At 65.5% G+C, this 13,027-nt stretch carries 10 protein-coding genes and 1 tRNA gene; 6 read left to right on the top strand and 5 right to left on the bottom strand.

Annotated features, from left to right (window positions below):
• Positions 1–76: 76 nt before the first annotated feature.
• Genes X803_RS0104635 through X803_RS21755 form a run of 3 tightly spaced genes read right to left on the bottom strand, consistent with a single transcriptional unit; the run spans position 77 to position 1,633 of the window.
• Positions 77–988: an NUDIX hydrolase gene (locus X803_RS0104635; protein ID WP_026544228.1), complete on the bottom strand. Its 912-nt coding sequence runs from the start codon at positions 986–988 to the stop codon at positions 77–79.
• Positions 989–992: 4 nt separating this feature from the next.
• Entirely contained in the window at positions 993–1,475 is a 483-nt protein-coding gene (locus X803_RS0104630) for a RidA family protein (protein WP_026544227.1), read from the bottom strand.
• Positions 1,472–1,633 carry a Sp36 family protein gene (locus tag X803_RS21755; RefSeq protein WP_090584370.1) on the bottom strand — a complete coding sequence of 54 codons (162 nt, stop codon included), beginning with the start codon at positions 1,631–1,633 and terminating at the stop codon, positions 1,472–1,474. Before X803_RS21755 ends, X803_RS0104630 begins: the two co-directional genes overlap by 4 nt.
• A gap of 37 nt (positions 1,634–1,670) precedes the next feature.
• Between X803_RS21755 and X803_RS0104620 the strand changes: the two genes are divergently transcribed.
• The 5 genes from X803_RS0104620 (at position 1,671) to X803_RS0104600 (ending at position 8,894) form a co-directional block, all read left to right on the top strand.
• Positions 1,671–4,007, top strand: a complete 2,337-nt coding sequence (locus X803_RS0104620) for a transglycosylase domain-containing protein (protein WP_162149190.1) — start codon at positions 1,671–1,673, stop codon at positions 4,005–4,007.
• Between the two features lie 2 nt (positions 4,008–4,009).
• On the top strand, positions 4,010–4,945 hold the full coding sequence (locus X803_RS0104615; RefSeq protein ID WP_051470452.1) for a metallophosphoesterase: 936 nt from the start codon (positions 4,010–4,012) through the stop codon (positions 4,943–4,945).
• A 117-nt stretch (positions 4,946–5,062) separates the two neighbouring features.
• Positions 5,063–6,889, top strand: a complete 1,827-nt coding sequence (locus X803_RS0104610; protein ID WP_026544224.1) for an ABC transporter ATP-binding protein — start codon at positions 5,063–5,065, stop codon at positions 6,887–6,889.
• An 89-nt stretch (positions 6,890–6,978) separates the two neighbouring features.
• Positions 6,979–8,748 (top strand): ABC transporter ATP-binding protein, encoded by a 1,770-nt coding sequence (locus tag X803_RS0104605; RefSeq protein ID WP_051470462.1) that lies wholly within the window; start codon positions 6,979–6,981, stop codon positions 8,746–8,748.
• 69 nt (positions 8,749–8,817) lie between these two features.
• Positions 8,818–8,894 (top strand) — tRNA-Pro (locus X803_RS0104600).
• Positions 8,895–8,989: 95 nt separating this feature from the next.
• Here the strand turns inward: X803_RS0104600 and X803_RS0104595 are convergent.
• Positions 8,990–9,856, bottom strand: coding sequence for a phosphoribosylaminoimidazolesuccinocarboxamide synthase (locus X803_RS0104595; protein ID WP_026544222.1), 867 nt, complete (start codon positions 9,854–9,856; stop codon positions 8,990–8,992).
• A 2-nt stretch (positions 9,857–9,858) separates the two neighbouring features.
• Positions 9,859–11,148 carry a phosphoribosylamine--glycine ligase gene (gene purD / locus X803_RS0104590; protein ID WP_026544221.1) on the bottom strand — a complete coding sequence of 430 codons (1,290 nt, stop codon included), beginning with the start codon at positions 11,146–11,148 and terminating at the stop codon, positions 9,859–9,861.
• A 151-nt stretch (positions 11,149–11,299) separates the two neighbouring features.
• Between purD and X803_RS0104585 the strand changes: the two genes are divergently transcribed.
• A complete protein-coding gene (locus X803_RS0104585; RefSeq protein WP_026544220.1) occupies positions 11,300–12,907 on the top strand; it encodes a molybdopterin-dependent oxidoreductase in 1,608 nt (535 codons plus the stop codon).
• Positions 12,908–13,027 lie beyond the last annotated feature (120 nt).

Below are 13,027 nucleotides of genomic sequence, written 5' to 3'. Positions count from 1 at the left end.
AGACCGGGAGGTGGAAGGGGCGGAGGTGGAAGGGGCGGAGGTGGAAGGGGCGGAGGCCGGACCCCGACGACGGCGGCTACCGCCCCCGCTGTTCGGAACCTTCCGTGGCGGTGGAGCACTCCACTTCGATCTGCGGTCCGTCATCGGCCTCGACCAGTCGGGGCGAGAAAACCTTCATGGGCCGCTTGTGGGACAGGTAGGCGATGCAGCCGCGCGAGGATCCGATCTTTTCAAGGATCAGTTCGACGGCGGGCACGGTCAGTTCATTCAGGGTGCGGCCGACAGTATTCGGCTGGCCGACGTCGTCGCCGAGCTTTGTGGTATCCCGCTGCCTGATTTCCTCGGCCGACCACCGCCACTGCCCCCACACACCTTTGCTGGCAAGGAGGGTGGGTTCCTGGTTGACCGGTTGTGCAGCCGCGAAGTAGCGCGTGTCGAAACGGCGGTGCGCAAAGTCCGGGCTCAGCCACGCCGAGAGCGGCTTGATCAGATCGGTGCGCAACCCGAGAGCACGCTTCGACAGGATCTCGGCAAAGGTCTTCTCACCGGCAGCGATCGCCTCGCGGGCTTCCATCCACTGCGGGTGACGGGTTCCCTCGACAAGGCTGGAGGCATCCGGACCGGCCAGCAGCACCCCTGTTTCTTCAAACAGTTCGCGGATGGCGGCAACAACAAAACGCCGCGCCACGTGGTGATCCTCCGTGGCAAGCGCCGCCGCCCACTGGGCGGGTGAGGGACCAAACCAGGTGACCGGGTCGTCGTCGTGCTCTTCCACGCTGCCGCCGGGGAAGGCGACGACGCCCAGCGGAGACTCCCCGCGGCGGTAGGAGAGGTAGACCTCCGTGCCCGCCGGGGCATCACGGATCAGCACGACCGACGACGCCGGCCGAGGCTTTACGGGGGTGCGCTCGCCATGGTCGATCCAACTGCGGGCGGCGCCCTGCTGCTCTTCCGGGACTGGGAAGCGCCTGGTGCTTGAGCGATTCACGAAACTAGATGAACTCCGCGATTATTTCGACTTCGACGGGCGCATCCAATGGTAGTACGGCAACACCCACCGCGGAACGGGCGTGGGCACCCGCTTCACCGAACACCTGGCCGAGGAGCTCGGATGCACCATTGATAACGCCGGGCTGGCCGGTGAAAGACGGGTCCGAGGCCACGAAACCGACCACCTTGACAATGCGGCTCACGCGATCCAGGTCACCGATCTGGGACTTCACCGCGGCCATGGCATTGACTGCGCAGGTAGCCGCATACTCCTTGGCCTGCTCCGCGCTTATATCAGCGCCGACCTTGCCCGTAGCTGGGAGTTCGCCATTAATAAACGGAAGTTGACCAGAGGTGTAAACGTAGTTGCCGGACACCACGGCCGGGATGTAGGCCGCTACCGGCGCTGCCACCTCCGGGAGCGTGATTCCGAGGTCCTGAAGCCTTCTCTCAACGGCTGACACCGCTTCATTGGCGCTGGTCACGACGCGTTTTTCTCCCTCTTGAGATAAGCAACGAGACCGTTGCCGTCGGGGCCGGGAACCACCTGCACCAGTTCCCAACCGTCCTCACCCCACTGGTCAAGGATCTGCTTGGTGGCGTGGATGATGAGCGGAATTGTGGCGTACTCCCATTTGGTCATGACTCACAGGGTAGCGCGTGCTTGTAAACTGGAGTACATGGCTGCTCGTAAATCTCCTTTCTTTGACACGGCAACCACCCTGGGGAAAATCATTGCATTTCTTGGAATCAGTGGATTGAGCGGGGTGCTTGCTGCGGGTCTTCTGGTGCCCGTGGCCGCTGCCGCCGGCACCGGCGCCTCGGCGTCCATTCAGTTCTTCGAGAATCTTCCGGCTGAGCTGGAGCGCGGTGCGCTCGCCCAGCCGTCCAAGATCGTCGCCTCGGATGGATCGTTGATCGCAACGCTGTATGAGGAGAACCGTCAGCCCGTCACACTGGACCAGGTCTCCGAAAACATGACCGATGCGCTCATCGCGATCGAGGATGACGCGTTCTACGAGCACGGCGGTGTGGATCTGCAGGGCATCATCAGTGCCGCCATCAGCAACATCAGCAGCGACACCACGCGCGGAGCCTCCACCATCACGCAGCAGTACGTCAACAACGTCCTGATCGACGCGAGCATGCGAACCGGCGGCGACATCACCTTCAGCGGCCAGAAGACCCTGGGCGACAAGCTGCGCGAGGCCAAGCTCGCCATTGCAGTGGAGAAGGAGCTGAGCAAGGAGGAAATCCTTGCCGGCTACCTCAACATCGTGCCGTTCACCGGCAATACGTACGGCGTCCAGGCTGCCTCCAAGTACTTCTTCAACGTCGAGGCAAAAGACCTCAACATCCAGCAGGCAGCGCTCCTGGCCGGCGTGGTCAACGGCCCCACCTTCTACAGCCCCGAGCTCTACCCGGAGCGCTCACTGGAGCGCCGCAACCTCGTGATCGGCCGCATGCTCGAGACCGGCAAGATCACGCAGGAAGAGTACGATGCCGCCGTCGCATCCGATCTCGGACTGAATATCACGCCGGTCCTCAACGGCTGTGTCGGCGCTGAGCAGGCTCCCTACTTCTGTGACTACGTCACCCACCTGGTCCTCAACGACCCGGCTTACGGGGAAACCCGCGAGGATCGCGAGAACCTGCTCTACCGGGGCGGCCTCACCATCAAGACCACCCTGGACGCACGGGCCCAGGCGGCCGCGCAGACCGCCGTCAACGAGACAGCCAACCGCGAAACCACGGACGCCGCGGTGGGCCACTCGATGGTCAGCCTGCAGCCGGGCACCGGCAACATCCTCGTCATGGCGCAGAACACCCGGTTCATGCCGGGAGAGACGGCCGGCGATTCCGTCCTGAACTTCAACGTCGACCAGTACGCCGGCGGTGACCCCAACAAGCCGGTGGGCGGGCTGGGCGGATACCAGCCGGGATCGACCTTCAAGCCCTTTGTCGTGGCGGCCTGGCTTGAGGATGGCCGGTCACTGAACGCCATGGTCGATGGCAGCAAGAAGAAGTATGAACAGGGCGAAACCTGGGAAGCCAGCTGCCTGCCCGGCGGGGAGTATGTCCTCCCCGACGCGGAAGGCTACGAGCCGCAGAACTACGGCGACATCAACTACGGCAACTACACCGTGCTCGAAGGCCTTGCGCAGTCCTACAACACAGTGACCATGTACACCGCAAAAGAGGTGGACCTCTGCAAGCCCTTCGAGATCGCCTCGAAGCTTGGAGTCCACGACGGCAAGAGCGCCAGCGGGGAATACACGCCGCTCCAGGTGCAGCCGTCCGCACTGATCGGCGGCGGCAGCGAGGTTGCCCCGATGTCCATGGCTACCGCGTTTGCTGCGCTGGGAGCCGAGGGCCTCACGTGCGAGCCCCGGGCACTCACCGAGGTCACCGCCGTCGACGGAAGCACCTTCCCTGTTCCGCAGCCGGAGTGCGAGCAGGTCATTCCCAAGGAGCTCGCCCGTGGAGTCAACTACGCCACGCAGGAAGTGATGGAGCGCGGCTCAGGCCAGCTTCTGGAGTTCGGAGACGTTCCGATGGCAGGCAAGACAGGCACCAACGACGCCCGCTCACAGACCTGGTTCGTGGGTTACAACTCGGCCATGGCCACGGCCAGCTGGGTGGGCAACTGGAAGGAAAACAGCACCTCGCTGTCCGCCCTCCGGATCGGCGGACGGGTCTACGAGGAGATCGACGGCGCATTCGTCGCCGCACCCTCATGGGCCCGGTACATGCAGCAGATCCAGGGTTCGTATCAGCCGGAGCCGTTTGCTGACCCGCCATCCAACATGCTGGCCCAGCGGCCCCTGCAGCCGTCGCCGAACCAGCCGACCCCGCAGCCGACCGCTCCCGGACAACCGCCGAACAACAACGGCTTCCAGCAGTTCGTTCCGGCGCCGCCTGCGGGCAACACCCTGCCCGTCACCCCGCCGGACAATTCGGGGAACAATGGGAACGGTAATGGCAACGGTAACGGCAACGGTGGAGGCAATGGCTGATCGTGGCGACAACTAGAGACGGCACCCGCACCGCCGCAGCGCTCACCCTTGGTGCAACCGCGGCGGCGGGCGTCGCCACTGTGGGGTACGCAGCGTTCATTGAGCGGAACCTCTTCGGCCTTCGCGAGGAGTCGCTTGCGATCCTGCCGCCGCGCAGCCGCCCCCTCCGGGTGCTGCACCTTTCTGATATCCACATGGTGCCGAGGCAATCCGCGAAGTCGAAGTGGCTGCAGGGACTTGCCGAACTGAAGCCTGATCTGGTGGTCAACACCGGCGACAACCTCAGCCACCCCAAGGCGCTCGCTCCCCTGCTTGACGCTCTGGAGCCGCTGCTGGATTTCCCGGGCGTTTTTGTTCCCGGCTCCAACGACTACTACGCCCCGCGGATGCTCAACCCCTTCCGGTACCTGAGCGGACCGTCCTCCACCAATGGATCAAAGCCGCTCAAGGAACTGCCGTGGCAGCAGATGTTCGCCCGGTTCGGCTCGGCCGGCTGGGTTGACCTCACCAACCGCTCCCAGTCCGTCGCCCTTCGCGGCCTGCGGCTGGATTTCAGCGGCGTGGACGACCCGCACCTGAACCGGGACCGATTTGCCGGATTCCCCGCCGGAAGCAGCACCGCAGCCGAGGCACCGCACCTTCGGGTCGGCGTCGCGCATGCTCCGTACCAGCGTGTTCTGGACACCTTCACCGACGCCGGGGCCCACCTCATCCTTGCCGGCCACACCCACGGCGGTCAGGTGTGCATTCCCGGGTATGGGGCGCTCGTCAGTAACTGTGATCTGCCCACTTGGCGTGCCCGCGGCCTGACCCAGTGGGAGCACAACGGCAGCACCGTTCCGCTGAATGTGTCCGCAGGTATCGGTACGTCCCGGTTCGCACCAGTCCGTTTCGCCTGCCGCCCCGAAGCAGTATTGCTGACGCTCACGTCCCGCTGAGCTTCCGGGGTCTCCCGGAACTCCACAACGCGCGCGCCATGCACTCCCTGACATAGGATCGTTGCTGGGGGACACGAAATTTCGGCTCCCTCACGTCTCCAACTTCGAGAGAAGAGCATGCCGACGCAATCTACGCTGTGGGAGTCCCTCAGGCGTCTCTACCCGCACCTCCGACCAATCCTGCCGCGGCTGGTACTGGGTTTGTTTGCCGCGCTCGGGGCCAGCATCATGGTCCTGGCGATCCCGCAGGTGTTCCGGGTGCTCGTCAATGACGCACTCGCCGAGGGCCAGTCCGCCGCGACGGTGTGGATAGCTTCCGGGATCGTCCTCGTGCTCGGTGTGCTGGAAGCTGCCTTCGTGGCCATGCGCCGCTTCTTCGTCATCAATCCCGCCACCACCGTGGAAACCAACCTACGGACGTCCTTCTACCGGCACCTGCAGAACCTCGCCATAGCCTTCCACGACCGCTGGGGCAGCGGCCAGCTGTTGTCCCGCGCCATGACCGATCTGAACCTCATGCGGCGCTGGATGGCCTTCGGCGCCATCATGCTGGTGGTCGACTCGATCACCGTGACCGCCGGCGTGGCCATCATGTTCTTCATGAGCTGGCCGCTCGCGCTCATCTTCCTCGCTGCAGCAGTCCCCGTCATGATTTATGGCTTCCGTTTCCGGACTTCCTACAGCCGGGTCTCCCGCAAGAGCCAGGACCAGGCGGGTGACCTCGCGACCACCGTGGAGGAGTCCGTCCACGGGATCCGCGTCCTGAAGGCGTTCGGCCGGAGCCGCGAGGCTCTCGACGCGTTCAGCGACCAGGCCGAGGAACTCCGCGAAACCGAGATCCACAAGGCGAAGAGCCTCGCCACCTTCTCCCTCATCGTCACGCTCCTCCCCGAACTGGCGCTCGGGGCATCATTGGTCACCGGCATCGTGCTTGCGGCAAACGATGCCGTGACCATCGGCAGCCTCGTCGCATTCTTCGCCACCGCCGGTGTGGTGGCCGGGCGTGTGGAATTCATCGGTCCGCTCCTGGCCATGACCTTCACCGCCAAAACGGCGATCGACCGCCACTACGAGGTCATGGAGTCTGAAAACACCATCACCGATCCGGCAGATGCCCGGAGCCTCACCGACCCGCGTGGAGAGGTGACGTTCGACGACGTCCACTTCCGCTACCCGGACGCGGTGGATACCTCCGCATCCGTCATCAACGGTGTGGACCTGACCCTGCGGGCCGGAGAGACCATGGCACTGGTGGGGATCACGGGATGCGGCAAGAGCACGCTGCTACAGCTGGTGCCCAGGCTCTACGACGTCACCGGAGGCGCCATCCGGATCGACGGCATCGACCTGCGCGAGTTCAGCCTCTCCGAACTGCGCCGCCACGTTGCCGTGGCCTTCGAGGACACCACGCTGTTCTCGAACTCGGTCCGCGAAAACGTCCTGATGGGTGCCGATCCCCGGAACGACGACGACGCCGAGGCAATCCTTGCGGAGGCCCTTGACGTGGCGCAGGCGCACTTTGTGTATTCACTCCCCGACGGCGTTGACACCCTGATCGGCGAAGAGGGCCTGAGCCTTTCCGGCGGGCAGCGGCAGCGCCTGGCCCTGGCACGCGCCATCGCCGCGAAGCCGAAGGTGCTCGTGCTCGATGACCCGCTGTCGGCACTCGACGTTCGCACCGAGGAGCTGGTGGAAGAGCGGCTCCGGGAGGTCCTGGCGGACACCACCACCCTGATCGTCGCGCACCGGCCCTCGACCGTTGCACTGGCGGACCGGGTGGCGCTGATGGAAAACGGCCGCATCGCCGACGTCGGCACCCACACCGAGCTGCTGGCGCGCAGCGATCATTACCGTTACGTCATCGCCAGCCTGTCCGATGAGCCAGTCGACCTGGACAGTGAGCTGGAAGAGCTCGGCCGCAACGACCAGGAGGCGCGCGCATGAGCACCGAACCGAAGGAGAACAGCGGCGTGAAGACCGACCGGCCGTCGTCGTCGGGCATTTCCTCGGGAGTCACCAACGAAGACGAGGTGATGCTGGACCGCGCGCAGAACAAGTCGGTGCGGTCCCGGTCCTTCAGGCTGCTCGGATCGCTGATCCGACCCAACCGCAGGCAGTTCATCTGGACGGCTTTCCTGGTGGTCTTCTCGCAAATTGCCCGGGTGGCAGGGCCCGCCATCATTGCTTTCGGGATCGACCACGCTCTCCCCTCGCTGCTGCAGGGCGACCCGGTGCTGCTCTGGGCTGCCGGCATCACCTATCTCGTAGCCGCTGTGCTCGCGGCCACGCTGACGGCCGGCTACGTTCTCGCCGCCGCCCGGTTGAGCCAGGCGATGCTGCTGGATCTCCGTCTGCGGGTCTTCCGGCACACGCAGCGGCTCAGTCTGGAGTTCCACGAGAAGTACACGTCGGGACGCATCATCTCCCGTCAGACTTCAGACCTTGAAGCGCTGCGCGAGCTGCTTGACTCCGGCGTAAGTTCACTGGCATCCGGCCTGATGTACATGATCTTCACCGCCGTCACCATCTTTGTGCTGGACTGGCCCACCGGGCTGCTGATCCTCGTCGCGGCCATCCCCATGACGTTTCTTGCCCGCTGGTACCAGAAGCACTCGCAGATCGCGTACCGGTCATCGCGGGTGGTATCGGCCAGGCTGATCGTCCACTTCATTGAGACCATGACCGGCATCCGCGCCGTCAAGGCGTTCCGCCGCGAGAAGGTCAACGCCGACCGTTACGACGAACTGGCCGAGGACTACCGCCGGGTGACGGTTCGCTCGATCAACCTGAACGGTGTCTTCCAGCCCGGCCTGGTGCTGATCGGGAATGTGACCGTGGCCGCTGTGCTGCTGTTCGGCGGGTTCCGCGTCCTGGGCGGGTCCCTTGAGGTCGGCGCGCTGCTGGCCCTGCTGCTCTACAGCAAGCGGTTCTTCCAGCCCGTGGACCAGATGGCCATGTTCTACAACTCGTTCCAGTCCGCTGCCGCGGCGCTGGAGAAGGTCTCCGGCTTGCTGCAGGAAGTGCCGACCGTGCGTCCGCCGAAGAACCCGGTGCCGCTGAAGAATGCCCAGGGCCGGATCGAGTTCGACGGCGTGGAGTTCCGCTACGGGGACGGTCCGGTCATCCTGCCGCGCCTGGATCTCACCCTTCCCGCGGGTCAGACCGTGGCCCTCGTCGGCCAGACCGGTGCGGGAAAGTCAACACTCGCCAAGGTGATCGCGCGGTTCTATGACGTCTCGGAAGGCCGCGTGACTCTGGACGGGGTGGATCTGCGCCAGCTGGCGCCGCAGGACCTGCGCCGCGCCGTCGTCATGGTCACCCAAGAGGCCTTCCTGTTCAGCGGGAGCGTCGCGGACAACATTGCGCTCGGCAAACCGGAAGCCAGCCGTGAGGAGATCGAACGCGCCGCTAGGGCCGTGGGGGCGCATGAGTTCATCACCTCGCTGCCCGAGGGCTACGACACCGACGTGAACAAGCGGGGCGGGCGCGTGTCCTCCGGCCAGCGGCAGCTGATCAGTTTCGCCCGGGCCTTCCTGGCCGATCCGGCGGTACTGATTCTCGACGAGGCGACGTCCTCACTGGACATTCCCAGTGAGCGTCTGGTCCAGCAGGGGCTGCAGAAGCTGCTGGGCAACCGGACCGCGCTGATCATCGCCCACCGGCTCTCGACGGTGGAAATCGCCGACCGCGTGCTGGTGATGCACGACGGCGCCGTGGTGGAAGACGGCACGCCCGCTGACCTGATCGGTGGCACGGGCCGTTTCGCGACGCTCCACGCTGCCTGGCGGGACTCGCTGGTGTAGTTCGTCACCGACAGATTTGTCCGTTATCCTTGAGAGGTTGCTTTCGCGGCTTGTCCGGGACAGCACAATCGGGGTGTGGCGCAGCTTGGTAGCGCGCGTCGTTCGGGACGACGAGGCCGCAGGTTCAAATCCTGTCACCCCGACCATCTGCAGGTACAAAAGCTGCCCACCGAGTTGCACTACTCGGTGGGCAGCTTTTGTGTACGCCCACTGGACTGCTTGATTCAGTGGGACTGAAGCGTCAGGAGAACGTCCGCCCGGTCAGCCGTTCGTAGGCCTCGATGTACCGGGCGCGGGTCTTTTCGACGACCTCGGCCGGCAGTGCAGGCGGGGCTGACACGCGGTCCCAGCCGGCGTCGTCGGACGTGAGCCAGTCCCGGACAAACTGCTTGTCGAAGGAGGGCTGCGCCTTGCCCGGAGAGTACAGCTCAGCATCCCAGAACCTTGAGGAATCGGGCGTCAGCACCTCGTCCCCGAGGGTCACCTCGCCGGAGCTGGACATCCCGAATTCCACCTTGGTGTCCGCGAGGATGATCCCGCGCTCCCGCGCTATGGACTCCGCCCGGGCGTAGATATCGAGGGTCAGGGCCCGCAACTTTGCCGCGAGGTCATCGCCAACCATCATGACCACGGCGTCGTAGGTGATGTTCTCGTCATGCTCGCCCACTTCAGCCTTGGCGGACGGCGTGAACAGCGGCTTTTCCAGCCGCGATCCGTCCACCAGGCCGTCCGGCAACGGCAGTTCACACACCGTCCGTGACTCGTTGTATTCGGCCAGCCCGGAACCGGTCAGGTACCCGCGGGCGATGCACTCGACCGGATACATCTCCAGCCGCCGGCAGATCATGGCGCGACCGGCAACCTCGGCCGGAACGTCGGTGGACAACACATGGTTGGGGATACCGGAGAGCTGCTCGAACCACCAAAGGCTCAACTGGGTGAGGACCCGGCCCTTATCCGGGATCTCGGATGACAGCACAAAGTCATAGGCGCTGATCCGGTCACTGGCTACCACCAGTACGCGGTCGTCCTCCCCTGTCACGGGTTCGTAGAGGTCCCGGACCTTGCCCGAGTAGATGTGCCGCCAGCCGGCAAGTTCCTGTGCCATTCCTACGCTCCGCCCGTCGCCGAAACAACCACTTCACCGCGCGCGGCCTTCGCGGCGATGTCCGTGCGGTACTGGCCGCCTTCGAGCGTCAGGCGACTCACGCCGTCGTACGCCCTGTCGCGCGCTTCCGAAAGGTCGGAACCGAGCCCGACGACGGCGAGCACCCGCCCGCCGGACGACACCACTGCGCCGTCCCCGGCGAGCGCGGTGCCGGCATGGAGTACGGACACCCCCTCGAGGGCCGCGGCATCCTCCAGCCCGGAGATCGGATCGCCGGTGCGCGGTGCGTCCGGGTAATTCGCGGAAGCAAGCACGACGGCGACAGCAGCTTCGGAGGACCAGTGGAGGTTGTCGACGGTTTCCAGTTCGCCCTTCGCGGCGGCGAGGAGAACCCCGCCCAGCGGGGTCCTGAGCCGGGCGAGGACCGCCTGGGTCTCCGGATCACCGAAGCGTGCGTTGAACTCGATGACCCGCAGCCCGCGGGAGGTCAGGGCGAGCCCGCAGTAGAGGACGCCGGTGAACGGTGTACCGCGGCGCGCCATCTCATCAATGGTCGGCTGCGCCACGCGCTCGATAACCTCATCCACCAGACCGGAGGGGACCCATTCCAGCGGGGAGTAGGCACCCATTCCGCCGGTGTTGGGGCCCTCGTCATTGTCGAAGATGCGCTTGAAATCCTGGGCCGGGGCGAGCGGCACTACGGTGGAGCCGTCCGAGAGGACAAAGAGGGAGACCTCCGGGCCGTCAAGGTACTCCTCGATGACCACGGTGCCGCCGGCATCGAAGCACGCCTGCGCATGGTTCAGGGCTCCGGTGCGGTCGGAGGTCACCACCACTCCCTTGCCCGCCGCGAGCCCGTCATCCTTGACGACGTAGGGTGCACCGAAAGAATCCAGGGCCTCTTCGGCTTCGGCGGCCGTGGAGGCGACCTTCGCCATCGCCGTGGGAACCCCGGCGGCAGCCATGACCTGCTTGGCGAACGCCTTCGACGCCTCGAGCTGGGCAGCGGCCTTCGTGGGACCGAAAACGGGGATGCCAGCCTCGATCAATGCGTCCGCAACGCCCGCGGCCAGGGGCGCTTCCGGACCCACCACCACCAGGTCGGAGCGGAGCGAGGCGGCCAGTTCCGTGACCGCTGCCGGGTTGTTCGCATCGATGCTGTGCACCGGGACGTCCTGGGCCATTCCGGCGTTTCCCGGTGCTGCATGCACCTCGCTCACAAAGGGATCGGCGAGGAGAGCTCGGACAATGGCGTGTTCGCGGCCTCCGGGGCCAATCACAAGAACCTTCACAGTAGTTCAGGGTACTGGCTGACTCCTGTGCCAAAGTAATGACTACGGAAGTTTTTGTCGCCGTTCTGCTGGAAAGACGCTCGGATAACGGCAGAACGGGAACAAAAACTGCAACACCAATACGTGAAGCCACCCTCTCCGAACACTTGGTATGAAAGCCGTCCGCACCTCCCGCCGCAGCGCCCCGTCGCTGCGGGCACTCCCGATGCTCGCCGGAATCCTCGCGGCGGGCCTGGTCCTCGGCGTGGCCGAGCTGGTCGGTGCGTTTTTCTCGACGCGGTCAGCACCCCTCATTGCGCTGGGATCGACCTTCATCGACTTCACGCCGTCATGGTTGAAGGACTTCGCGATCGACACCTTCGGGACCAATGACAAACTCGCCCTCTTTGTCGGCATGGCTGTCACGATCGTCTTCCTGGCCGCCCTCCTGGGGTTGGTCGCGTGGCGTCGCTGGGTCCTCGGAGTGGCGGGCGTTCTCTACATGGGGGCGGTCATGGTCGCCGCCGTCGTCTCCCGTGCCGGCGCAACAGTCCTTGACGCGGTGCCGTCAGTCATCGGAACGCTGGCCGGACTGGCCGCGCTCCGGTGGATGATCCAGAAGCTCCGCGCTACCCGGCCCACTGCTGCCGAACCAGCCGACGACGACGGTGCCTTCAGCACCGCTGACAACCCACCCGAGCGCGCCCGTACCGGGGTCAGCAGGCGCGGGTTCTTCGCTGCGGCGGGGGTGACCGCCGTCGTCGCCGCTGCAACCGCGGCGGGTGGGGCCGTGGTCAGCGGTATCCGCAACACCGTGAATGTCACCCGGGAGCGGCTGAAGTTCCCGGCGCCGGCCAGCACCGCGATGCCGGTCCCGGACGGTGTGGACGTGGACCTTGACGGCGTTGAGCCGTGGGTCACCCCAAACAAGGATTTCTACCGTATCGACACCGCCCTGCAGGTCCCCACCATCGACGTGGACACCTGGGAACTGCGGATCCACGGCATGGTCGAGGAGGAGGTCCGGGTCACCTTCCAGGAGCTGCTGGAGTCCGACCTGATCGAGCGGCACATCACGCTCACCTGCGTGTCCAACCCGGTGGGCGGGGACCTCGCCGGCAACGCGAAGTGGCTCGGCTATCCCATCCGCGAGCTGCTCAAGCGCGCGCGGCCCACCGCTGGTGCGGACATGGTGCTCTCCACGAGCACCGACGGTTTCAGCGCCTCCACTCCCCTGCCCATCCTGCAGGACGAGCGCGATGCCATCCTCGCCGTCGCCATGAATGATGAACCGCTTCCGCTGGAACACGGCTACCCGGTGCGCATGGTGGTCCCGGGCCTGTACGGCTACGTCTCGGCGACCAAGTGGGTGGTCGATCTCGAGGTGACCCGGTTCGCGGACGCCACCGCCTACTGGACGGACCGCGGCTGGGCGGAAGAGGGCCCCATCAAGACGCAGTCACGCGTCGAGGTTCCCCGGGCCTTCGCCAAGGTAGCCCCCGGAACCGTCCGGGTGGGAGGTACTGCATGGGCCCAGACCCGCGGCATCGACAGGGTGGAGGTGCAGCTCGACGACGGACCCTGGGAGGAAGCCACCCTCGCCGCCGAATACACCGTGGACACCTGGCGGCAGTGGACACATGAGGTCCAGCTGGAAGCGGGATCCCACCGGATCCGCTCCCGCGCCTATGACCCTGACGGCGTCCAGACCGAGGAGCGCGCCGACAGCGTCCCCGACGGCGCGTCCGGCTGGCACACCGTCCAGTTCTCCGCGGAGTAGCGCTTTCGCCGGATGCGCAATACTGGAAGCATGCCCTCCACTTTTCCCTCGTCCAGCGCGGTTGACCTCGCCGTCCTGGAGCGTAACGGCTTCATCGAGTCCCGCCACATCGGCTCCGCC

The sequence above is a fragment of the Arthrobacter sp. 35/47 genome, assembly GCF_000520475.1.
GTDB lineage: Bacteria > Actinomycetota > Actinomycetes > Actinomycetales > Micrococcaceae > Arthrobacter_D > Arthrobacter_D subterraneus.
The sequence above is the reverse complement of the archived record's forward strand: the minus strand, read 5'-3'. Positions and strand labels throughout refer to the sequence as shown.